Consider the following 22889-nt stretch of genomic DNA (forward strand, 5'->3'; position numbering starts at 1 on the left):
TGGCCGGAGGCAAGACCGACCTGAAAGACGGCGCGCTGCTGTGTCTGCATCACCACCGGCTGGCCCACAACCCGGCCTACCTCCACGAACGACTACCCGACGGCACCATCCGATTCACCCGCAGACCCTGAACCGGTACGAACCGTCCGCCCAAAGCGAGACCGCACATCCCCGTCGAGTCGGCGCAAATGTCCCACAAGAGAAGCGCTCGAGTCGGCCCGACTGTCCCTGCCCGAGCTCCTAGCGGCAGGACAAGGCGGGACACATGCGCCGGCTCAGCCTGGAAGCCCGAGCCCACCGCGACGAAGGCTGTCCCGCATCTCGCTGAGCTTCGCGGTCGTGGCCTCGGTCGGCTCGTCCGCCTCGGCGACACGACGAAGAGCATCGTCCAGCTCACCGAGCTTCGCGGAGGACAGGGTTCCTGCTCGCTCGATCAGGTCGTCGCGGGACAGCGTGGTCAGCCAGGTGCACGGGGTGAAGCCCGGGCGCGGGTACGCGACCCTGAGCACGCCTTCGAAGGGCAGTCCTTCCGTGGCGCCCACCGCCACCTCGACGCCCAGACCGGTGAGGTCGACGCCTGCGGGAGCGACGACCTGCATCACCTCGATCGCGGACGGGTCGTCTCCCGACAGCACCACGAACGGCCGTCGCTCGTCGAACTCCACCCACCAGACTTCGCCACGTTCCACGTGTCCTCCTGATCCGACGAAACGAACGGTTCGCTTACGAAAATGAAGCGCGAGACAGACGGTATCCTCGACGTATGACCGCGTTGCCCGACTGGATGCGCCCTCCCCGCGAGGAGGGTTGGTACTCCGAAGACCTCGACATGCTCGTCGAGGCGCCGCGTCATACCGAACTCATCGACGGAGTCCTGGTCTTCAATATGTCACCGCAGCGCCGCTGGCACAGTCGGCTCGTCACCGCCCTGACCAACGCGCTGACAGCGCAGGCGCCCGACGGGTTCGAGGTCGACCGGGAGCTGACGGTCGTGCTCGACCGGCGCAACCGGCCGGAGCCGGACGTCCTGGTGAGCACGGCTCGGATCTCCGACCAGGCTTCGTACTACGAGGCAGACTCCGTGGTGCTGGTGGTCGAGGTGGTCTCGCCGGAGTCGGAGCATCGCGACCGGTCGGTCAAACCGCAGAAGTACGCCGAGGCGGGCATCTCCCACTACTGGCGCATCGAGAACGAGGACGGCGCACCCGCGGTCCACGTCTACGAGCGTGACGACCTGACCAACGCCTACGTCGCGATCGGGATCTTCCGCGACCGGCTCGACGTCCCGGTGCCGTTCCCGATCAAGATCGATCTCACCGACCTGCTGCACTGACCTCCTCGTCCATGACTGGTGCGTTGTCACAACCAGCGCACCGCCGGGGTCCTAGGGGTATGAACCTCGACAAGCAGGAGGAACCCATGAGCAAGCCCCACGTGGTGGTCATCGGTGGCGGGTACGCCGGCGTGATGGCCGCCAATCGGCTCACCAAGCGCGACGACGTCGCGATCACCCTGGTCAACCCGCGCGACCACTTCGTCGAGCGGATCCGGCTGCACCAGCTGGTGGCCGGGTCCTCGGAGGCCGTGGTGGCCTACGCCGATGTGCTCGGCGAGCGGGTGCGGCTGGTGGTCGACACCGTCGGCTCCATCGACGCCGGCGCGCGGACGATCGCGCTCGGGAGCGGGCAGGAGATGACGTACGACTATCTGGTCTACGCCGTCGGCAGCGCGGGCACGACTCAGGTCCCGGGGGCGGCGGAGCACGCCTACGGGGTCACGACCTACGAGGAGGCGACGCGGCTGCGGTCGGTGCTGGACGCGGCTCCGGCCGACGCCCCCGTGATCGTAGTCGGCGGCGGCCCGACCGGCATCGAGGTCGCCTCCGAGCTCGCCGAGGCGGGCCGGAACGTGACCCTGATCGGCGGAGACAGGCTCGGTCCGTGGCTGCACGAGAAGGGCCGGGCGGTGGTCGAGCGCGACCTGCGACGGCTCGGCGTCGGCATCGTCGAGGGCACCCGGGTGGCCGAGGTGATGGCCGGCCGGGTACGCCTCGACAACGGCCGAGAGCTCACCAGCGAGGTGACCATCTGGACCGCCGGGTTCGCCGCGCCGGACCTGGCCCGCGCGAGCGGCCTGACCACCGACGAGCTCGGCCGGCTGATCACCGACGAGACCCTGACCAGCGTCGACGACCACCGGATCGTCGCGACGGGCGACGCCGCGGCGCCGTCGGGGCTGGCGTACCGGATGAGCTGCCAGGCCGCCAACCAGCTCGGGCCGCTGGCCGGGGAGACGGTGCTGGCCCGGCTCGCCGGCGCGACACCGGAGCCGGTCAGCATCGGCTTCGTGGGTCAGTGCATCAGCATCGGCCGCGATCTGGGGCTGGTGAACTTCTCGCACCGCGACGACTCGGCCGTGGGCGCCCGTCTTCGTGGCACGCCCGCGGCGAAGGTCAAGGAGCTGGTCTGCCGCAGCACGGTCTGGGCGCTGGGGATGGAGGCGCGTCGCCCCGGCTCCGCGTTCAGTTTCAAGGACCGTTCGCGTGCCGGACGGGTGCAGGCGGCCGCCGTCACGCCGCCGCTGAAGGAGTCCGGCCTGTCCCGCTGAGCGTCCGGGCGGCGGTTCGGAAGGAGTTCAGGCGCGGGACGTACGGCGGTCGCCACCGGATCACGCGGTCCGGCCAGATTGAGGGCCACCCTCACCGATGGAGACCCCGATGCGAACCCTCGCCCGCTTCCTGGCCGCCGCCCTCGCCGCGACGGCCTTTCTCGCCCCCGCCGCCGCCACCGCGAGCGAGACCGGCTCGACGCGTACCGCCGTCGAGCTCGGTACGCCGCACCCGCAGGCGCACGCGCACAACGACTACGAGCACGAGCGCCCGCTGTTCGACGCGCTCGAGCACGGCTTCACCAGCGTCGAGGCCGACGTGTGGCTGGTCGACGGCGAGCTCCTGGTGGCGCACGACGCGGTGGATCTCGACCCGGCGCGGACGCTGGAGGGCCTCTATCTCGCCCCGCTCAAGGAGCTCGTCAGCGGCAGGGGCCGCGACGTCTACCCGGGATACGACGGCACCTTCCAGCTCCTGATCGACATCAAGAACACCGGCGAGGCGACGTACGCCGCGGTCGAGAAGGAGCTCGGCGACTACGAGGAGCTCTTCACCCGCTACGAGAACGGCACCGTCAAGGACGGGCCGATCGAGGCGGTGATCAGCGGCGACCGCCCGCTGGAGACGATGCGGGCCGCGACCGATCGGTTCGGCTTCTACGACGGCCGGATGAGCGATCTCGACTCCGGCATGCCGTCCTCGCTGATGCCGCTGGTCAGCGACAACTGGACCAAGGTGTTCCTCTGGCAGGGCATCGGCCCGATGCCGGAGACCGAGCGCCGCAAGCTCCACGAGATCGTCGACCGGGCCCACTCCCGGGGATACCGGGTGCGCTTCTGGGCCACGCCGGACACCGACGGCCCCGCGCGCGAGGCCGTCTGGACCGAGCTCCTCGCGGCCGGGGTCGACCACATCAACACCGACGACCTCGAGGATCTGGACGCCTTCCTGAGCGCCCACGAGTAGAAACTTTCCGGCGCGTGTCACAGTCCCGCGCGCCGTCTCGTCCCAGGGGTGGAAGATGTGACCCGAGGGAGGACGAACGTGACACCTGAGACCGAGATCGAGTTCGAGGAGCTGCGACCGCTGCTGTTCTCGATCGCCTACCGGATCCTCGGCAGCGTGAGCGAGGCCGAGGACGCCGTGCAGGAGACCTGGATCCGGCTCGAGGGGACCTCGACCGAGCCCGAGTCGCTCAAGGCCTACCTGTCCACCGTGGTCACCCGCATCTCCCTCGACGTGCTGCGCTCCGCGCGGGTCCGGCGGGAGACGTACGTCGGGCCGTGGTTCCCCGAGCCGCTGCCGACCGACACCCACATCGATGAGCCGGTGGACATCTACGCGAGCCCGGAGAAGGCGACCGAGCTGGCCGACTCGGTGTCGATGGCCGCGCTGCTGCTCCTGGAGCGGCTCAGCCCGCTGGAGCGCGCGGTCTTCGTGCTGCGCGAGGTCTTCCACTTCGGCTTCGCCGACATCGCCAAGGCGGTCGACCGTTCCGAGGCCGCCTGCCGTCAGCTCGCCTCCCGGGCACGACGGCACATGGACGAGGGCAAGCCGCGGTTCGAGGCCGACCGGCGCAAGCGGGCCGAGCTCTCCGACCGGTTCTTCGAGGCGCTGCGCGACGGCGACCTGGACCAGCTCCAGGCGCTGCTGGCCGCCGACGTCGAGACCGTCAACGACGGCGGTGGTGTGGCCGGTGGCGTCGGTGGCCGGTTCGGTGCCGAGAAGGCCGCCCGCATCCTGATCGCGGCGGTGCCGCCGCTGCTCGCCATCGGTGCCCGCCTGGAGCAGCGCGAGCTCAACGGCGAGCCGGGTGCGATCCTGCGCGACGCCGACGGCGCCATCCTCGGCACCTGGACCCTCGACATCCTCGACGGCCAGATCCAGCGGATCCGCTCGGTCACCAACCCCGAGAAGCTCGGCCACCTCGGCCCGGTCGCCGACTTGAAGGACGTCGTCCGCCGCCGCAACCGCCACCGCCGCGGGCAGTGACGCCGCTGGTCGAGCCGGCGAGCGGCTCGACCAGCGGAGACCCTCAGGCGACGGCGCCCTGCGGCGTCGGTGACGTCCGCAGACCGAGGTCGGCGGTGCGTACGTCCTTGGTCTCGCGGGCGGTGAGAGCGGAGATCGAGGCGACGAGGCAGACGACGGCGGTGTAGCCGGCGGTGACGACCCAGCCACCCTCCTGAACGCCACCCAGAGCGGTGACGATCGACGGCGTGAACCCGGCCAGCAGGAAGCCGATCTGGGTGCCGATCGCGACGCCGGAGAAGCGCACCGGGGTCGAGAACATCTCACCGTAGAAGGAGGGCCAGGTCGCGTTGGCCGCCGCGTAGCCGAACGAGAAGGTCAGGATCGCGAGTGCGAAGACGAGCAGCTCGCTGCCCTGGCTCATCGAGAGCAGGTAGAACGGCATCAGGACCGCGCTGGCGACGGCGCCGAAGACGAACACCGGCTTGCGCCCGATCCGGTCGGCGAGCCGGCCGAACATCGGCTGGGTGAACAGCGCCACGACGTTGGCCGCGACGACCAGCCACAGCGTGATCGAGTCGACCATGCCGACCGCGACGCCGTAGGCGATGGCCAGGTTGCCGAAGACCGTGGAGACGGCCGCGATGAAGGCGCAGCAGATGACCCGCAGCACGTCGACCCAGTGGTCACGCAGCAGCACCGCGAGGGGCAGCTTGGCGACCTCGTTGTTGGCCTTGGCCTCCTCGAACTCCGGGGTCTCGTTGAGGCGGCTCCGGATGAAGAACGCCACCACGACCACGACCGCGGAGAGCCAGAACGGGATCCGCCAGCCGATGCCGTACTTGATCTCGTCCGGCATCGCGACGACCGGGATGAAGACGAGCGCGGCCAGGATCTGGCCGCCCTGGGTGCCGGTCAGCGTCCAGGAGGTGTAGAAGGAGCGCTTGTCGTCAGGCGCGTGCTCGAGGGTGAGCGAGCTGGCGCCGGCCTGCTCGCCGGCGGCCGAGAGCCCCTGGAGCAGGCGGCACACGATCAGCAGTGCGGGCGCGATCCAGCCGGCCTGGTCGTACGTCGGCAGGCAGCCGATCAGGAACGTGCCGCCACCCATCAGCAGGAGGGTGAACAGCAGCACCTTCCGACGGCCGATCCGGTCACCGAAGTGACCGACGAAGATCGCGCCGACGGGGCGGGCGACGTACGCGAAGGCGAAGGTCGCGAACGACATCACCAGCGCGGCGTCACCGGCGCTGGGGAAGAAGACGTGCGGAAAGATCAGCGCCGCGGCAGAGCCGAAGACGAAGAAGTCGTAGTACTCGACCGCGCTGCCCATGAAGCTGGCCAGAGCGGCCCGGACCGGGGTCTTGCCGTCTCGGTTCTCGGTGACAGGTCCCGCCATCGGGTCCTCCTCGGGGTCGTCCCGCGGTCCTGACCGCGGGCTGTGGGGGGGTGGATGAAAGTGTTCGGAGATTCAGCCGGCCGCGGCCAGCTCGCGCAGGTGGGCGAGCATCCGCTCGGCATCGGGCTCGATGCCGGTGATCAGCCGGAAGGCGTCGACGGCCTGGTAGACCGCCATGTGGCCTCCGTGGAGCGTGCGGCAGCCGGCCTCACGCGCCGCCTGCAGCAGCGCGGTGTCCAGAGGCCGGTACACGATGTCCGCCACCCACAGGTCGGGGCGGAGGAGGCTGGTGTCCAGGGGCGTGCCGGGGTGGTCGGCCATGCCCATCGGGGTGCAGTTGACCAGTCCGTCGGCCTCGGGCAGGAGCGCCGGCAGCTTGTCGACGTGGCTGGCCTCGACGGTGCTGTCGGGGTGGTGGCGCCGGATCTCCTCGACCCGCGCCTGGGCGCGGTCGACGTCCATGTCGGCGATGATCAGCCGCTCGACGCCCTGGCCCACGAGCGCGTGGGCGACGGCCGAGCCCGCCCCTCCCGCGCCGATCTGGACGACGGTGCCGAGCGGGGCGTCCGGCATCCCGGTGCGCAGCGCGTGGCCGAACCCGGTGGTGTCGGTGTTGTAGCCGACCGCACCCTCCTCGGTGAAGACCACGGTGTTGACCGCACCGAGCCGAGCCGCGGTCTCGTCGAGCCGGTCGAGGTGCTCGATCACGAGCTCCTTGCACGGGTGGGTGATGTTGAGCGCGTCGAAGCCGAGACGCCGGGCGTCCCTCATCAGGTCGCCCACGCCCTCGGCCGGAACCCCCAGGGCGGTGATGTCGAGCGTCTTGTAGACGTACGACAAGCCGTGCTCGAACCCTTCGCGCATGTGCAGCGCCGGACTCAGCGAGGGTCCGACGCCCGCGCCGATCAGGCCGACAAGAAACGAAGACTTCATCTGGGCGATCCTTAATGTACGAACTAGTACGTTACGAGAGTGAAGGGCATCACATTCCACCCCCGCTCGTCAACCCCCGCACGGCAAAGAGCCCGTCCCCGCAGTGCGGGGACGGGCTCTTTCGGGCCGCAGCTCAGTGAGCGGTGAGCCAGCCGACCACGATGTCGCCGAGGATGCGTCGGTTGCGCTCGCGCACGTCGGGGGCGAGCATGTCGCGGCCGAAGAGGAACCCGAACGTCGCGCTGTTGGCGACCTGGAAGACGCAGTAGGCGCTGATCATCATGTGTACGTCGACGGCGTCGACGTCGGCTCGGAGCTCACCGGAGGCGCGACCGCGGGCGAGGACGTCCTCGAGGACGGTGGCGGCCGGGGCCCCGAGCTCGCGCAGCGACTCGACCTTCTCCATGTGCCGGCCCCGGTGGATGTTCTCGACGGAGACCAGGCGGATGAAGTCGGGGTGGTCGACGTGGTGGTCGAAGGTCAGCTCGGCGATACGACGGATCGCGTCGACCGGCTCCAGATCACCGGCGTGCAGGTTCTGCTCGAGATCGCGGATCCGGCGATAGGCAGCCTCGAGCACGGCCAGGAACAGCCCCTCCTTGCCGCCGAAGTAGTAGTAGATCATCCGCTTCGTGGTGCGGGTGCGCTCGGCGATCTCGTCGACCCGAGCACCCGAATAGCCCTGCTCCGAGAACACCTCGGTCGCGACCTCGATCAGCTCGGACCGGGTGCGTTCGGCATCGCGCGACTGAACCATGCCCCGAGCCTAGAGCACGCCCCACTTCCCAAGGCGCAACAATGTATGTACCGTTTCGTACATTAGCGACGAACGGAGACCCATGCGCACCTCGATCGCCACCGTCTGTCTCAGCGGCGGCCTGGTCCAGAAGATGTACGCCGCGGCCGAGGCCGGCTTCGACGCGATCGAGATCTTCGAGCCCGACCTCATCGCCGCACCCCAGTCTCCCGAGGAGATCCGGGCGCTGGCGTCCCGGCTGGGCCTGACCCTCGACCTCTACCAACCCTTCCGTGACGCCGAGGGCGTCGACGAGTCGGCCTTCGCCGACGTGCTGCACCGGGCCGAGGCGAAGTTCCGCCTGATGCAGCGGCTCGGGATCGACCTGATGCTGGTGTGCAGCAACGTGGCCACCGCGACCGTCGACGACGACGAGGTCTCCGCGGGGCAGCTGCGGCGGCTGGGCGAGCTCGCGGCGACGTACGGGATCCGGCTGGCCTACGAGGCGCTGGCCTGGGGACGGTTCGTGGACGACTACCGGCGCTCGTGGCGCATCGTGGAGCTCGCCGACCACCCCAACGTCGGCGTCTGCCTGGACAGCTTCCACATCCTCTCCCGCGGTCACGACCCCAAGCAGATCGAGGAGATCCCGGCCGAGAAGATCTTCTTCCTGCAGCTCGCCGACGCCCCCGCGCTCAGCATGGACGTGCTCTCCTGGAGCCGCCACCACCGGCTCTTCCCCGGCGAGGGCAGCTTCGACCTGCCTGCGTTTCTGGGTCACGTGGTGCGCGCCGGCTACGACGGCCCGCTCTCGCTGGAGGTCTTCAACGACACCTTCCGCCAGACCGACCCGGTCCGCACCGCGCGCCAGGCGCAGCGCTCGCTGCGGTGGCTCGCCGACCGCACCGCCGACCTGCTCGGCGAGGAGGCCGACCAGCACGCATCACTCCCCCGGCTGCCGGAGATGACCGCGCCGGAGGCCTTCGACTTCGTCGAGATCAAGGCACCGGACACCTCCGGCGTCGAGGTGCTGCTCGAGCAGCTCGGCTTCGACTTCGGCGGCCGCCATCGCAGCAAGCAGGTGCGCCTGTGGACCTGGGGCGCGGCCCGGATCGTCTGCAACGACGTGCCCAGCGCCTCCCCCGCGCCGCGGATCGCCGCCGTCGGCTTCGACGTCGCCGACTCGGACCCGGCCGCCGAGCGGGCCGCCCGGCTGATGGCGCCGCCGGTCCACCGCCGGACGTACGCCGGGGAGCAGGCGCTGCGCGCCTTCACCTCCCCCGACGGCACCGAGGTCTTCCTCTCCCACGCGGAGGACTGGATGGGCGAGTTCGACGGCGGGGTCTCGGGTGCCGACGGACACGACGCGCGGATCGACCACGTCAACCTGGTCCAGCCCTGGCACAGCTTCGACGAGGCGGTGCTCTTCTACACCAGCGTGCTGTCGCTGACCCCGCAGCCGACCCAGGAGGTCGCCGGCCCCTCCGGCCTCGTCCGCAGCCAGGTGATGAGCTCGCCGGCCGGCGGCGTACGGCTGCCGCTCAACCTGCTTCCGACCGGGCAGCCCGATGCGGGACAGCAGGGTCAGGCCCAGCACATCGCGCTCGCCTGCCAGGACATCATCGGCGTCGTCGCGGCGGCGCGGGAGCGTGGGCTGCGGCCGCTGAAGGTGCCGGGCAACTACTACGACGACCTGGTCGCCCGCTTCGGCCTGAGCGACGGCCTCGTCGCCACCCTGCGCGACCTCGATCTGCTCTACGACCGCGACCCCGACGGCGAATATCTGCATTGTTACACCGAGACCGTCGGCGAGGTCTTCTTCGAGCTCGTCGAGCGGCGGGACCGCTACGACGGCTACGGCGCCGGCAACGCGCCGGTCCGCCTGGTCACCCAGGCCGGCTGACCCCCGGCCGAAACCGTAGAAGTGGGCGACGAAACCACAGTTTCGTCGCCCACGACTACAGACTCGGCGATCAGAAGTTGCCGCGGCGCTCCTGCTCGCGCTCGATGGCCTCGAAGAGGGCCTTGAAGTTGCCCTTGCCGAAGCCGAGGGAGCCGTGGCGCTCGATCAGCTCGAAGAAGACCGTGGGGCGGTCGCCGATCGGCTTGGTGAAGATCTGCAGCAAATAGCCGTCCTCGTCGCGGTCGACCAGGATGCCGCGCTTCTGCAGCTCCTCGATCGGCACCCGCACCTCACCGATCCGGGCGCGCAGCTCGGGGTCCTCGTAGTAGGAGTCGGGGGTGTTGAGGAACTCGATGCCGGCGTCGCGCAGCGCGTCGACGGTGGCCAGGATGTCGCCGGTGGCCAGCGCCAGGTGCTGGGCGCCGGGGCCCTGGTAGAACTCCAGGTATTCGTCGATCTGCGACTTCTTCTTCGCGATGGCCGGCTCGTTGAGCGGGAACTTCACCCGGTGGTTGCCGTTCGCGACGACCTTCGACATCAGCGCGGAGTAGTCGGTGGCGATGTCGTCACCGATGAACTCGGCCATGTTGGTGAAGCCCATGACGCGGCCGTAGAAGTCGACCCACTCGTCCATCTTGCCGAGCTCGACGTTGCCGACGACGTGGTCGAGCGCCTGGAAGAGACGCTTGGGGGCGCCCTCGGGCTTCTTCAGCGTCGAGGTGCGGGTGACGTAGCCGGGCAGGTAGGGGCCGTCGTACGCCTTGCGGTCGACCAGGGTGTGGCGGGTCTCGCCGTAGGTGGCGATCGCAGCGATGCGTACGGTGCCGTGCTCGTCGCTCACGTCGTGGGGCTCCTCCAGGACGCGGGCGCCCTGCTTGCGGGCGTGCTCGATGCAGCGGTCGACGTCGGGCACCTCGAGGGCGATGTCGATGACGCCGTCACCGTGGCGGGCGTGGTGGGCGATGATCTCGCTCTCGGGCGCGACGCCGCCCTTGATCACGAACCGTACTCCCCCGCTGCGCAGCACGTAGGAGTGGTGGTCGCGGTTGCCGGTCTCGGGGCCGGAGTAGGCGACCAGCTCCATGCCGAAGGCGCTCTGGAAGAAGTGGGCGGTCTGGGTGGCGTTGCCGACGGCCCACACGACCGCGTCCCAGCCGGTGACCGGGAACGGGTCAGAGGTGTCGTCGTAGGCCACCAGGCCGACGAGCTGCTCCAGCTCGGCCAGCCCGAGTCCGGCGAGCTTCTCTTGGTTGGTCAGGGTGTCTGCAAGCGTCATGCGGGCAAGTCAAGTGGGCCGGATCACACCAAACAAGTTGACCACCCAGCACTGGTCAATCTGTCAGATCGGACCAGCATTCAGTGTCTTTTGCTAGTCAATCTGACTACCATCGGCCCATGCACCTCGATGCCCTCGATGTCACTCTGCTGGAGACCCTGCACGCCCACCCGCGGGTCGGCGACCTCGAGCTCTCCCGGGTCGCCGGCGTCGCCCGCGCGACCGTGCAGAGCCGGCTGCGCAAGCTGGCCGAGGCCGGCGTGATCCGCGACTGGGCGCCGACGATCGACCCGGCCGCCGCCGGCCACGCCGTCCAGGCGTTCGTGACGTTGGAGATCTCCCAGGGAGCACTCGAGGACGTGCGCCGCGACCTCGCCGAGATCCCCGAGGTGCTGGAGGCCTACGTCACCACCGGCTCCTTCGACGTCTTCTGCAAGGTGGCGACCGGGTCTCACGCGAAGCTCCAGGAGGTGCTCGTCCGGATCGACCAGTCCCACGCCGTCGTCCGCTCGACCAGCGTGGTCACCCTCTCCACGCTCATCGAGCCGCGCACCCTCGACCTGCTGCGCACCGGCGCCACGCCACGCCCCTAGGTTGTGAAGCCGAGGGTGCCCTATAGGTCACTCTCCGCTTCACAACCCGACGATCATGCGATGCGGGGCAGCTCCACCGAGACCCGCAACCCGCCGCCGGGCCGGGCGAGGACGGCGAGATTGCCGTCGTGGGCACGGGTGATGCTCTTGACGATCGCCAGGCCCAGGCCGACACCGGCGTGGTCGACGTGGATGCGCTGGGTGCCTCGCTGGAACGGCTCGGTGAGCGTGGCGACGAGCTCGCGGGAGAGCTGTTCGCCGGTGTTCGCGACGGTGAGGACCACGCTCTTCTCGGTGGCGACGATGGTGACCGACACCGAGCCGTCCTCGGGCAGGTTGTGGACGATCGCGTTGTGGATCAGGTTGGTCGCGACCTGCAGCAGCAGCGCGGGCGAGCCGTTGACCGAGGCCTGCTCACCGGAGGTCTCGATCCTCACTCCGCGCTGCTCGGCGAGCGGCAGCAGCGTCTCGACCGCCTCCTCGGCGACCAGCGACAGGTCGACCGGCTCGCGGGCGAACGAGCGCTGGTCGGCACGGCTGAGCACGAGCAGCGCCTCGGTGAGGTCGATCGCGCGGGCGTTGATCTGGCGCAGCCGGCCGATGAGCTCGTCGACGTCGCGGTTCGGGTCCTTGCCGGCGACGTCGAGGAGCGTCTGCGTGATCGCGAGCGGGGTACGCAGCTCGTGGGACGCGTTGGCCGCGAACCGTTGCTGCTCGGCCACCTGCGACTCGACCTTCTCGAGCATGTCGTCGAAGCCGTCGGCGAGCTCGCGCAGCTCGTCGCCGGGGCCGTCGAGCTCGATCCGGTGGGAGAGCGAGCCGGTCGCGGCCGTACGCGTGGCCTCGGTGATCTTCCGCAGCGGCGCCAGCATCCGGCCGGCCAGGATCCAGCCGCCCACCAGCCCGAACACGAGCAGGAAGCCCATCATCGTGGCCGCCCGCGGGATGAACGCACGCTCGAGGTCGGAGCGGTTCGGGACGAAGGGAGCGCTCGGTCTCCCCGGCTGCTGCGGCCATTCCATCCAGACCCCGTCGGGGACGTAGCGCAACAGGAAGACCCACACGACCGCGAGGAGCAGGATCCCGGTGACAACGATGACCGCGGCGTAGCTCAGCGTCAGCTTGAGCCGGACGCTCATCCCCGGGCGTCTAGGAATCGACATCGATGCGGTATCCGACGCCGGGCACGGTCGCGATGATCGCGGGCTCGCCGAGCCGCTTGCGCAGGGCGGAGACGGTGATGCGTACGGCGTTGGTGAAGGGGTCGGCGTTCTCGTCCCACGCCCGCTCCAGCAGCTCCTCGGCGCTGACCACGCCGCCCTCTGCGGCGGCGAGCACCTCGAGCACGGCGAACTGCTTGCGGGTCAGCGCCACGTAGCGGCCGTCGCGGTAGACCTCCCGGCGGAAGGGGTCGACCCGCAGGCCGGCGATCTCCCGCACCGGCGGCCGGCTGTGGGCACGGCGCCGGTCGAGGGCCCGCAGCCGCAGCACCAGCTCGCGCAGCTCGAACGGCTTGGTCAGGTAGTCGTCGGCGCCCAGCTCGAACCCGGAGGCCTTGTCGTCGAGGCGGTCGGCAGCGGTGAGCATGAGGATCGGCATCCCGGTGCCCGAGGCGACGATGCGCTTGGCGACCTCGTCGCCGGAGGGCCCCGGGATGTCGCGGTCGAGCACGGCGATGTCATAGGCGTTGACGCTCAACAGCTCCAGAGCCGTGTCTCCGTCACCGGCGACGTCGGCGGCGATCGCCTCCAGCCGCAGCCCGTCCCGGATCGCCCCGGCCATCAACGGCTCGTCCTCGACCACCAGCACCCGCATGCTCTGATCCTAGGTGGACGACATATCGCCGACGTATCCGAAATGCCATACGCCCTGGCGACATCTGCACGGGTTGACTGGCACGGTGACCTTCACCGTGCGACCGATCAGCCCCGCCGAGCACCTCGACCACGTCAGGTCGCGCCGGTCGGTCAGCTTCCTGCAGACGCCCGCGTGGGCCGAGGTCAAGACGGAGTGGCGCAGCGAGTCGCTGGGTTGGTACGCCGGTGACCGGCTCGCCGCGACCGGGCTGGTCCTGCACCGGTCGGTGCCGCGGCTGGGCCGCACGCTGGCCTATCTGCCGTGGGGCCCCGACATCGACTGGGCCGGTGGGCTCACCGTCTGGTTCCCGCCGCTGGTCTCCTATCTGAGGTCGCAGGGCGCGTTCGCGATCCGGGTCGCTCCCCCGGTGCCCACCGACACCTGGGACGCGGCACAGGTCAAGGACGGCATCGCCGACCCCGGCGTCGCCCGCCTCACCGACCTCCCGGGGCGGCCCGATCCCGTGGGCGCCGAGGTGACGCGCTACCTCGGCGACTCCGGCTGGATCCCGCAGAACCCCACGGACGGGTTCGGGGCGGGGCAGCCGCAGTTCACGTACGAGATCCCGCTGCGGCGCCCGGATGGGACCGTGCGCTCCGAGGAGGACGTGCTCCGCGGCATGAACCAGCTGTGGCGGCGCAACATCAAGCGGGCCGCCAAGGCCGGCGTCGAGGTCACCACCTCCGCCGGCGGCGCGGATCTGAAGGCGTTCCACGACCTCTACGTCCACACCGCCGAGCGCGACCACTTCACCCCGCGCCCGCTGGCCTACTTCGGGAAGATGTTCGCCGCGCTGTCCGCCGAGGACCCCGAGCGGATCACGCTCTATCTCGCCCGCCACGACGGCGACCTGGTGGCCGCGACGATCTACGTCCGCGTCGGCGGGCACGCCTGGTACGTCTACGGCGCCTCCTCGACCGAGAAGCGGGATGTACGCGGCTCCAACGCCCTGCAGTGGGCGATGATCCGCGACTCGCTGGCCGCCGGGTGCGACGTCTACGACCTGCGCGGCATCACCCCGACGCTGTCCACCGACGACCCGCACGTCGGGCTCATCCAGTTCAAGGTCGGCACCGGCGGGCAGGCGGTGCGGTACGTCGGTGAGTGGGACCTCCCGCTGCGGCCGATCCTCTACCGGGCGTTCGACCTCTACATGAGACGGCGGAGTCGATGACGAAGATGTCGAGCAGGAAGATCAGGGAAGGCGGCATCGGATGATGATCGTGAACGAGTCGGGCTCACTGACGGAGACCGGCATCGTCGTGCTGGCGGTGCTGGCGTTCCCCGTGGCCGTGCTGGCCGTGCCGCTGCTGGCCGTGCTGCGCCGGGTCTTCGGGGTCGCATGGCGACGGGCTTGGCGCCACTCGCTGGCGGAGGTCGCCATCGTCTACGGCACCGTGCCGGGCCTGCTGCTGACCATGGTGCCGGGCAGCGAGGCAGGCCTCGTCCCCGGTGCCGTCAGCCTCGAGCCGTTCACCGACCTCCCCACCATGGGACGGATCGGCATCGTCGGCAACCTGATCCTGCTCGCCGCCCTCGGCTTCTTCGCACCGATCCGGTTCCGCGGCCTGCGCTCGATCTGGCGGGTCCTGGGCCTGGCACTCGCGGTGTCGGTCTCGATCGAGGTGCTGCAATACGCCCTGATGCTCGACCGGGTCTCTTCCGTCGACGACGTCATCCTCAACGCCGGCGGCGCCACCGCCGCCGCGATCCTGTCGTGGCCGTGGTGGCGCCGTCGCCGCCCGTCGTGCGCGTCGACCATGGTTCTCGACAACGATCTCGTGCGAACCATGTGACTACACCAGGCCGCCACAGCACCCATCCCTCACGCGGCTGTGGAAGCTCCTACTTTGGCTGGTCGTCGAAGTCTGCGCGAGAAGGTCTGTACCCGAGATCCCCGTGGACTGCCGACCATGGAGCCGACTATGACTCCGATCCCCCGATCGTCGTCCGCTGTCCTGGCTCGGCCCCTCGCCCAGTCATGAACAACGAAGGTCGCCTCCCCGCGGCGTACGTACATTCTGTAAGATCCGCGTCGCGCCCATCGGTCAGGAAGTCTGTTGCCTCGACAACGTCCTTATCAACACACCGCACAGCCCGAAGAAGATTGTGAAGTCGTCCAGTAAAGGCTAGGCTCACATGGCGATATCTCGGGGAGGACCATATGGGTGATGATGCACATCGACCGGGCCACATGAGCCTGGATCCATCAGCGTTACCGCCGAGTCCGCAGGGGCGTGCAGGCAAGTTCGGCCACGGCAAAGAGTTCGGGGCGGACATATTCGCCCTCTTCAGGGCGGGTCGAGTGAAGTTTCCTGATCTAGCGGCCAAGTACTCTGGACTAACGGGATCGGTCCATGACTTCACGCAGCAGATTGCCTTCTTGGGCGACTCTGTAGGCGGCGAGGCTGCATTCAGGGTCATGGAGAATCTTCGAAACGAATTGCATTTCGGCATGCGTAGAACGACCGAGGTTCTCGACATCAGCGGACGAACATTGGTTCAGGTCGCGGAGCTTTTCGTCGAGACCGACGAAGAAGCCAAGGCTAAGTTCGATGAACTACGCGAGCAGAACCTCGGCGCGGACGACTTTGCACATCCCGCCAAGGTGCCAGAGCCACCTGGCACGGGCGCACCTTACGGATCGGTTTACGAACCTCCATCCTTGGAGTCACCGAAAGATGCTCCCGAATGGTTTGAGGGCATGAGTATCACGGGAACTGCCAAGGTGGATTAGTGGTGGCGAATAACGACTGGAACCGAGGGGTTTTTGATGCCACCATCGAGCGCTTTGAGCACACCCTCGCAGACCTGCACGCGATCGACGCGTTCATCGCAACAGTAAAGGCGACTCGTGAACAGGCAATTCCGGGCGGCGAGATCGACAACCTATATACCGCGGGCGGCGGCGAAAAGGTAGTCATGACCGTGGGCCGAATCCACGAATTCGAGATGGACCTCGGATGGTTTCCCACCCCAGGATCGGCAACCCAGCCATCTGTTTCTTGGCCAGCGTCCACATCAACAGGACCAGTCGGCCATTGGGAGAGCGAATTCAAGAAGGCGCTTGCGGAATGCAACACCAATGGCAAAGAATACGCGGCTAATCTCGTTGGGTATGTTCGTGACGCCACGAAGTATCTGGTTCAACCCGTTGCACCATCATTTGAAAGCGCAGCCAGCACGATATCGGAGACTGAGGCGGCGATCGAAGTGGTCGCTACACAGGACCTTCTCGAACTCACGAATAGCGTGAGCGACTGGGAGGGCGACGCAGCAGACGCCTTCTTCAACTATACTTATGGACATATACAGCCTGCGGGTGCGATCCATTCAGTCATTGCAGCAGCGCTTAATTGTGGACTCACTTCAGCGCATCAGATCGTATCCATATCGCAGGATGCGCTTATGCAGATCGTCAGGGGAATCGACGACGCCATCATGCAGCAATTAGATGCTCGCGCAGCGGACTGGCAGGCGGATCCGCCACCCAGCACAGCCGAGACAGTGGGACTGGGGTCTGCTGGCGTCGGCGTGATTGCAGCATTGCTTGCAATCCCGACCGGCGGAACTTCGTTGGCGCTCGCGGCGGGACTCATGGGAGCCGCAGCGGCAGCTGGAGGAATGGCCGCCTCAGCCGCCTCATTGGAGGGGTCCGAGCGCGTCGCATTGTCCGCCGCGACAGCCGTCGAAATCGGTGACGAACTTTTCAACAGAGTTTCTGATGTCCTGACCTGGAATCGTGCAAAGTGGGATGAACTTGAAGGAGGGCTCACCGGTATCGTGAAGATTGTCACTGAAAACGAGTCCAGTTTGGCTCCTCGAACTCCGGATGTTGGCCGAGTCGACCCTGGCGATTGGCATCACGAGTCGGTGAATTCATGACGGTGGCTCGAACACCAAGGGCCATCTTCGTCTCGCTGGCCCTCACAGCGTTCATGACTTCCTGTGGAAGCAACGGAAATGATCCGGATACTCATCCGTCGAGCAGTTCTCCAACATCGTCAGGCGAAAATAGGGTCGCTACTCCAAGTGATGGTTACTGCACTGACATTTTGACAGCGTCCGGTATAGAAGATGTTCTCCGCGATCGCACTTGGTCGGTCCTCAGCGAGACAATCGTCAGCGGCGGCGCCTCATGCACGATCAACGGTGCGATCCGGCCGGCAAGCTCGACTAGGGTCTCGGCCCCCACAGCTTTATCCTTTCGCCTGACCATGCGATTCCTCGACGATGACTCGGACGCCGCCGACATCGAGCAAGAGTACGAGGATCGCCTGACGTGGCTGACCGCAGCAAGCGCCACTGATCAAATATTCGTCGGACGGACGGAGCGGTCGGCGATACAGGGATGGTGGAGCCAGGGCGACCGATTTGCATCGCAGGAATCGTCCGGATCCAGCACGAATCTCTTCGTAGAGTCGCTCGTAGCTGGTAATGGTGCCTACGTGAACGTGACGACCAGGTGCACCACGGAAAAGAAGTCCGGTGGTTCCGTCAATCAATCCTTGCTGATGGCTTCTGACGCTCTTCTCACATCGATTCCGCAGAACTGACCCGATCGCCAACCTTCAGCCATCCACGCTGGTGGCACATGGCGTCTCTCATTGGGCGTACCGCCTTCGGTTTGATGTCATACGAGGGCCGCAGCGACCTGGTCGAGGCGGGCTCCGCGTGAGGCCTTGACGAGGACGACGTCGCCGGGGCCGACGTGGCTTCGCAGCCAGTCGATCGCGGCGGCGTTGTCGGGCAGCGCCACTGCCTTCGCCCCGGCACCGTCGGCGATGACGGCCGCTGCCTCGCCGACGGTGAGGACGAGGTCGGCCCGCGTGGCGGCGTACGTCCCGATCTCGTGGTGCGCGTCGCGGCTGGTCTCGCCGAGCTCGAGCATCTCGCCGAGCACGGCGATGCGGCGCCTGGCCTCGATCGAGGCGAGGGCGTCGAGGCCGGCGCGGGTGGACTCGGGGTTGGCGTTGTAGGAGTCGTTGAGGAGGGTCGCGCCGTTGGCCAGGGCGCGCAGCTCCATCCGCCACCTCGAGATCGAGGCGGTGTGCAGTGCGGTCGCGGCCTGCTCGAGGGGTACGCCGGCGGCCAGGCCCGCGGCTGCGGCGGCCGCGGCGTTGAGCGCCCAGTGAGCGCCGACGAAGGGGAGCGTGACGGTCGCCTGCTCCTCGCCGTGCCGGAGACGGAACGATGGACGGCCGAGCCGGTCCAGAGCCAGGTCGTGGACACGCACACCGGCCCTCTCGCCGGCACCGAAGGCCAGCACCGGACCGTCGGTCAGGTCGCCCATCGCGAGCACCCGTGGGTCGTCGGCATGCAGCACGGCGGTGCCGCCACTCGCCAGGCCCCGCACCAGCTCGCTCTTGGCCACGGCGATCGCCTCGCGGGACCCGAACTCGCCCAGGTGGGCCCGGCCGACGTTGGTGACGACGGAGATGTCGGGCGCGACCAGGCCGGTCAGCTCGGCGATGTCACCGATGTGCCGGGCACCCATCTCGAGCACCAGGAACCTCGTGGTGGCGTCGGCGCGCAGCATGGTGAGAGGTACGCCGAGCTCGTTGTTGAACGAGCCGGAGGTCGCGACGGTCGGTGCGGCGCTCGACAGCACCGCCCCGATCATGTCCTTGGTGCTGGTCTTGCCCTGGGAGCCGGTGACCGCGACCACGGTCAGCCCGTCGCGCAGCAGCGCGACGACGTGGGCGGCCAGCCGCTGCAGCGCGGCCTGGGCGTCGTCGACGACGACCGTGGGGAGCGTCGTCGGGCGCGAGCCGAGCACGGCGACGGCGCCGGCCGCGGCGGCTTGCGGTGCGTGCTCGTGGCCGTCGGTGTGCTCGCCCGCGAACGCGACGAAGAGGCCGCCCGGGTCGGCCTGGCGACCGTCGATCACGGCCGGGGCGGTCACGGTCACCGAGCCGTCGCCGACGACCTTCCCGCCGACCAACGAGGCGATTTCGTCCAAGCTGAGGGGAATCATCCCCTCAGTGTTCGAATTCCCTTGTTGTCACCGCGTATCCGCTAATCGATATGCGGACGATAACTTATCGTCGACATATCGGAAATTCCATACGGGGCCGCAACTGCTCCTCCGGTTTGCTGGCCGGGATGATCTACCACGAGCCGACGGCGCACACCGCGGTCCCGCCCACCAGCGGTATCACGGTCTATGGCTGCGCCCCTGATGAGAGGCACCTTTTCGACTCCCTGGCACCCGCTCACGGGGTCACGCTGACCACCACGGCAGAACCGGTCACCGTGGAGAATGCCGATCTCGCCCACGGAGGCCGTTGCATCAGCGTCAGCCACAAGACGCCGATATCGAACGAGACGCTTCTCGCTCTGGAGAAGGTCGGAATCCGGTATGTCTCGACGCGATGCGTCGGTTTCAACCACATCGATGTCGATTTCGCGGCAAGCATCGGGATAACGGTCGGAAATGTCGCCTATTCGCCCGACTCGGTCGCCGACTACACGTTGATGCTGATGCTGATGGCGGTGCGCCAGGCGAAGTCGACCATCCGTCGCACCGACGCCCACGACTACCGCCCGGCGGCCACCCGGGGTCGCGAGCTGCGCGACCTCACCGTCGGCGTGGTCGGCACCGGGCGGATCGGCGTCGCGGTCATCGACCGGCTGCGGGGCTTCGGCTGCGACGTACTCGCCTACGACATCAAGCCCCGGTCGGCGGCCGAGGGCGTCGAGCACGTCGACCTGGACAACCTGGTCGAGTGCAGCGACGTCGTCACGCTCCACGCGCCGCTCACCGCCGAGTCGCACCATCTGCTCGACCGGCGGCGCATCGACCGGATGCGCCCCGGCGCGTACGTCATCAACACCGGTCGCGGCGCGCTCGTCGAGACCCCGGCGCTCGTCACCGCGCTCGAGGAGGGCCGTCTGGGCGGCGCTGCCCTCGATGTCATCGAGGGCGAGGAGGGCATCTTCTACGCCGATCTCCGTGGCCGCGAGATCCCGAACGGCTGGCTGGCGCGGCTTCAGGAGATGCCGAACGTGCTGGTCAGCCCCCACATCGCCTACTTCACCGACCATGCCCTCCGGGACACGGTCGAGAACTCCATCGTCAACTGTCGTGAATTCGAAAGCAGGTTGCAGCATGTCTAAGCGCAAGGTCGGCATCATCTTCGGTGGCGTCTTCGAGGAGCACCCCGTCTCGGTGAAGTCGGCGCAGGAGGTCGCCAAGAACCTCGACACCGACGCGTACGAGGCCTACTGGATCGGCATCACCAAGAGCGGTGACTGGCGGCTGTGCGACGGCCCCGACCCGAGCTGGGAGGACGGCGCCCACCGCCCGGTCGTGCTCTCCCCCGACCGCAGCGTCCACGGGCTGCTCGTCCTGGACGAAGGCAGCTACGAGACCATCCGGCTCGACGTCGTGCTCCCGGTCCTGCACGGCAAGCTCGGCGAGGACGGCGCGATCCAGGGCCTCTTCGAGCTCTCCGGGATCCCGTACGTCGGCTGCGACGTGCAGAGCTCGGCGCTGTGCATGGACAAGTCGCTGGCCTACACCATCGTCGCCGAGGCCGGGATCCCGACACCGACGTTCTGGACTCTCTACCCGGGCGACGAGATCGATCCCGGCGTACTCCCCTATCCGGTCTTCGTGAAGCCGGCCCGCTCCGGATCGTCGTTCGGGGTCAGCAAGGTGAGCTCGGCCGCGGAGCTGGACGAGGCGATCGCGACCGCGCGGCAGTACGACGAGAAGGTGCTCATCGAGGAAGGCGTCGTGGCCGAGGAGATCGGCTGCGCGATCCTCGGCAACGGCGCCGAGCTCGTCACCGGCGAGGTCGACCACGTCGCGCTCTCGCACGGCTTCTTCAAGATCCACCAGGAGGACGCTCCTGAGACCGGCTCGGAGAACGCGACCTTCATCGTGCCCGCCGACATCCCCGCCGAGGCGCAGGAGCTGGTCAAGACCGAGGCGCAGCGGGTCTACCGCGCGCTGGGCTGCCGGGGTCTGGCGCGGGTCGACATGTTCCTGAAGGCCGACGGCACCGTGGTGCTCAACGAGGTCAACACGCTGCCCGGGCTCACCTCCTACAGCCGCTACCCTCGGATGATGGCGGCCGCCGGGATCTCGATGACCGAGTTCCTCGACCGTGCGGTCACCCTCGCGCTGGAGGAGACGGTCCGATGAGGGAGGGCTTCGCCTTCGTCGACGAGCTGGTGCCGGGCATCCGCTGGGACAGCAAGTACGCCACCCGGGACAACTTCACCGGCAAGCCGGTCGACGGCTACCTGGTGAACCGGATCGTCGGGACCCGGGAGCTGTGCGTCGCCCTCACCCAGGCCCGCGACAAGGCCGCGGCCCTCGGCCTCGGGATCCTGCTGTGGGATGGCTACCGTCCCCAGCGCGCCGTCGACGCCTTCCTGCGCTGGGCCGAGGAGCCCTCCGGGCACGACGCGCGCAAGCAGATCCACTACCCCGCGATCACCCGTCCGGAGATGTTCGAGAAGGGGTACGTCGCCACGAAGTCCGGCCACAGCCGCGGCAGCACCGTCGACCTGACCCTCTTCTCGTTGGCTTCGGGCGAGCTGCTGGACATGGGCGGCGGCCACGACCTGATGGACGAGATCTCCCATCACGGCGCGGCCGGGGTCTCCGCGGAGGCGGCCAGCAACCGGGCGCAGCTGTGCTCGGTCATGGAGTCGTGCGGGTTCAGCCGTTACGACAGCGAGTGGTGGCACTACTCGCTGATCGAGGAGCCCTATCCCGACACGTACTTCGACTTTCCGATCGAGTAGCTAGCCCAGCCAGCCGTGGACCTTCGAGCGGTTCGCCTTCTTCCAGACGGAGGCGAACCGCTCCTCGGCGTCGGCGGCGGCGGCTTCCTCGGCTGCCCTGAGCTCGCTGAGCGCGGCATCGGGCCCAGGGACGGTGTCGATCGTCCGGATCATGACGGCAGCGTCGTTGAGGTCACCGAGGGTCGACTGGATCGACTTCGCGGCCTCGGCGAGGCGCTCGGCATCCTCACCGAAGAGCTCCCGCAGCGACTCGGCCGCGTAGCGGGTGCGCTTGGCCTTCTTGCGTGCCTCGTGGAGCCGCCGGCGCCGCTCGCCGGGGCCATCGGCGACCTCGGCGGCATCGACCGCTGCCGCCAGGCGTCGCCAGCTCCGCCGGACTCGCTTGCGCAGAGCCTTCTTGCCGGGCGTGCCGTCCGACCACGGGAACCCGCCCGGGGCGGCGAGGGCCGCGATCAGCGAGCGGTAACGCTCCCCCTCCAGCTCCGGGAGCAGCAGGGCACGGCCTTGGGCCTGGCGCTCGGCCAGCGCGATCCGGAGCGCGTCGACACCCGTGGGACCCGGACCGTGCTCGGCCGCCCACTGGCGCAGCCGCTTGCGGAGCACCTCGGCGTCGCGTACCTCTCCGAGGAGGTCGGCGAGCCACTTCAGCTCCTCGCGGAGCGGCTCGGTCTGCTCCGGGTCGAGAAATCGGCGGTACGTCGCCAGGACGCTCCGCATCCTGCGAACCGTCACGCGCATCTGGTGGACCGAGTCGTCCTCGTCACGCAGCACGAGCCGGCCCCAGCGGTGGAGCGCGGCCACCTGGTCGCGCCACCACTCGCCGGCCGGCTCGTGTGGATGAGTCATCCCTACAGTT

Annotated in this window: 23 protein-coding genes; 14 read left to right on the forward strand and 9 right to left on the reverse strand. The window is 68.4% G+C overall.

What is annotated here, in order from left to right; genetic code table 11:
• Positions 1-275: 275 nt before the first annotated feature.
• Positions 276-689: a type II toxin-antitoxin system PemK/MazF family toxin gene (locus UG56_RS23955; protein ID WP_045551090.1), complete on the reverse strand. Its 414-nt coding sequence runs from the start codon at positions 687-689 to the stop codon at positions 276-278.
• A 74-nt stretch (positions 690-763) separates the two neighbouring features.
• Here UG56_RS23955 and UG56_RS23960 point away from each other — a divergent pair, with 74 nt between their 5' ends.
• The 4 genes from UG56_RS23960 (at position 764) to UG56_RS23975 (ending at position 4600) form a co-directional block, all read left to right on the forward strand.
• The gene (locus UG56_RS23960) at positions 764-1333 is read left to right on the forward strand and encodes a Uma2 family endonuclease (RefSeq protein ID WP_045551089.1); all 570 of its coding nucleotides are present in this window, start codon (positions 764-766) and stop codon (positions 1331-1333) included.
• Between the two features lie 86 nt (positions 1334-1419).
• Positions 1420-2607: an NAD(P)/FAD-dependent oxidoreductase gene (locus UG56_RS23965; protein ID WP_045551092.1), complete on the forward strand. Its 1188-nt coding sequence runs from the start codon at positions 1420-1422 to the stop codon at positions 2605-2607.
• Between the two features lie 109 nt (positions 2608-2716).
• Positions 2717-3574, forward strand: coding sequence for a phosphatidylinositol-specific phospholipase C/glycerophosphodiester phosphodiesterase family protein (locus UG56_RS23970; protein ID WP_256206868.1), 858 nt, complete (start codon positions 2717-2719; stop codon positions 3572-3574).
• A gap of 78 nt (positions 3575-3652) precedes the next feature.
• On the forward strand, positions 3653-4600 hold the full coding sequence (locus tag UG56_RS23975) for an RNA polymerase sigma-70 factor (protein WP_045551087.1): 948 nt from the start codon (positions 3653-3655) through the stop codon (positions 4598-4600).
• A gap of 43 nt (positions 4601-4643) precedes the next feature.
• Here UG56_RS23975 and UG56_RS23980 read toward each other — a convergent pair whose 3' ends face one another.
• From UG56_RS23980 to UG56_RS23990, 3 genes are all read right to left on the reverse strand, one after another.
• Complete coding sequence (locus UG56_RS23980) at positions 4644-5975, reverse strand: MFS transporter (protein WP_045551086.1); 1332 nt, start codon at positions 5973-5975, stop codon at positions 4644-4646.
• Positions 5976-6047: 72 nt separating this feature from the next.
• Positions 6048-6908: a shikimate dehydrogenase gene (locus UG56_RS23985; RefSeq protein ID WP_045551085.1), complete on the reverse strand. Its 861-nt coding sequence runs from the start codon at positions 6906-6908 to the stop codon at positions 6048-6050.
• A 133-nt stretch (positions 6909-7041) separates the two neighbouring features.
• Complete coding sequence (locus UG56_RS23990; RefSeq protein WP_045551084.1) at positions 7042-7665, reverse strand: TetR/AcrR family transcriptional regulator; 624 nt, start codon at positions 7663-7665, stop codon at positions 7042-7044.
• A gap of 82 nt (positions 7666-7747) precedes the next feature.
• On the opposite strand from UG56_RS23990, the gene UG56_RS23995 reads away from it, so the two are divergent.
• Positions 7748-9547: a bifunctional sugar phosphate isomerase/epimerase/4-hydroxyphenylpyruvate dioxygenase family protein gene (locus UG56_RS23995; protein ID WP_071327293.1), complete on the forward strand. Its 1800-nt coding sequence runs from the start codon at positions 7748-7750 to the stop codon at positions 9545-9547.
• A 70-nt stretch (positions 9548-9617) separates the two neighbouring features.
• Here UG56_RS23995 and hppD read toward each other — a convergent pair whose 3' ends face one another.
• On the reverse strand, positions 9618-10823 hold the full coding sequence (gene hppD / locus UG56_RS24000; protein ID WP_045551152.1) for a 4-hydroxyphenylpyruvate dioxygenase: 1206 nt from the start codon (positions 10821-10823) through the stop codon (positions 9618-9620).
• Between the two features lie 119 nt (positions 10824-10942).
• Here hppD and UG56_RS24005 point away from each other — a divergent pair, with 119 nt between their 5' ends.
• Positions 10943-11416, forward strand: a complete 474-nt coding sequence (locus UG56_RS24005) for an Lrp/AsnC family transcriptional regulator (protein WP_045551153.1) — start codon at positions 10943-10945, stop codon at positions 11414-11416.
• 53 nt (positions 11417-11469) lie between these two features.
• Here the strand turns inward: UG56_RS24005 and UG56_RS24010 are convergent, their stop codons facing one another.
• Together UG56_RS24010 and UG56_RS24015 are read right to left on the reverse strand one after the other, a co-directional pair.
• Entirely contained in the window at positions 11470-12555 is a 1086-nt protein-coding gene (locus tag UG56_RS24010; RefSeq protein WP_045551154.1) for a sensor histidine kinase, read from the reverse strand.
• Positions 12556-12565: 10 nt separating this feature from the next.
• Positions 12566-13231, reverse strand: a complete 666-nt coding sequence (locus UG56_RS24015; RefSeq protein ID WP_045551155.1) for a response regulator transcription factor — start codon at positions 13229-13231, stop codon at positions 12566-12568.
• A gap of 85 nt (positions 13232-13316) precedes the next feature.
• Here UG56_RS24015 and UG56_RS24020 point away from each other — a divergent pair, with 85 nt between their 5' ends.
• From UG56_RS24020 to UG56_RS28075, 5 genes are all read left to right on the forward strand, one after another.
• The gene (locus UG56_RS24020) at positions 13317-14447 is read left to right on the forward strand and encodes a lipid II:glycine glycyltransferase FemX (protein ID WP_045551156.1); all 1131 of its coding nucleotides are present in this window, start codon (positions 13317-13319) and stop codon (positions 14445-14447) included.
• Positions 14448-14487: 40 nt separating this feature from the next.
• A complete protein-coding gene (locus UG56_RS24025) occupies positions 14488-15069 on the forward strand; it encodes a VanZ family protein (RefSeq protein WP_071327294.1) in 582 nt (193 codons plus the stop codon).
• Between the two features lie 368 nt (positions 15070-15437).
• Positions 15438-16010: a hypothetical protein gene (locus tag UG56_RS28065; RefSeq protein WP_143055175.1), complete on the forward strand. Its 573-nt coding sequence runs from the start codon at positions 15438-15440 to the stop codon at positions 16008-16010.
• Between the two features lie 2 nt (positions 16011-16012).
• The gene (locus tag UG56_RS28070) at positions 16013-17158 is read left to right on the forward strand and encodes a hypothetical protein (protein ID WP_143055176.1); all 1146 of its coding nucleotides are present in this window, start codon (positions 16013-16015) and stop codon (positions 17156-17158) included.
• Between the two features lie 332 nt (positions 17159-17490).
• Positions 17491-17829, forward strand: coding sequence for a hypothetical protein (locus UG56_RS28075; protein ID WP_143055177.1), 339 nt, complete (start codon positions 17491-17493; stop codon positions 17827-17829).
• 77 nt (positions 17830-17906) lie between these two features.
• On the opposite strand, the gene UG56_RS24030 is transcribed toward UG56_RS28075, so the two are convergent.
• Complete coding sequence (locus tag UG56_RS24030) at positions 17907-19250, reverse strand: UDP-N-acetylmuramoyl-tripeptide--D-alanyl-D-alanine ligase (protein ID WP_071327295.1); 1344 nt, start codon at positions 19248-19250, stop codon at positions 17907-17909.
• Positions 19251-19378: 128 nt separating this feature from the next.
• Here UG56_RS24030 and UG56_RS24035 point away from each other — a divergent pair, with 128 nt between their 5' ends.
• From UG56_RS24035 to vanX, 3 genes are read left to right on the forward strand one after another with little or no spacing between them, the layout of a single operon-like run.
• Positions 19379-20392: a D-isomer specific 2-hydroxyacid dehydrogenase family protein gene (locus UG56_RS24035; RefSeq protein ID WP_071327298.1), complete on the forward strand. Its 1014-nt coding sequence runs from the start codon at positions 19379-19381 to the stop codon at positions 20390-20392.
• Positions 20385-21425 carry a D-alanine--(R)-lactate ligase gene (gene vanA / locus UG56_RS24040; RefSeq protein WP_045551008.1) on the forward strand — a complete coding sequence of 347 codons (1041 nt, stop codon included), beginning with the start codon at positions 20385-20387 and terminating at the stop codon, positions 21423-21425. The genes UG56_RS24035 and vanA overlap by 8 nt, the downstream gene beginning before the upstream one ends.
• Positions 21422-22033 (forward strand): D-Ala-D-Ala dipeptidase VanX, encoded by a 612-nt coding sequence (gene vanX, locus UG56_RS24045; protein WP_045551007.1) that lies wholly within the window; start codon positions 21422-21424, stop codon positions 22031-22033. Before vanA ends, vanX begins: the two co-directional genes overlap by 4 nt.
• On the opposite strand, the gene UG56_RS24050 is transcribed toward vanX, so the two are convergent.
• On the reverse strand, positions 22034-22879 hold the full coding sequence (locus UG56_RS24050) for a CHAD domain-containing protein (RefSeq protein ID WP_052694049.1): 846 nt from the start codon (positions 22877-22879) through the stop codon (positions 22034-22036).
• Between the last annotated feature and the right edge of the window lie 10 nt (positions 22880-22889).

The organism is Nocardioides luteus (assembly GCF_000960475.2).
GTDB lineage: Bacteria > Actinomycetota > Actinomycetes > Propionibacteriales > Nocardioidaceae > Nocardioides > Nocardioides luteus_A.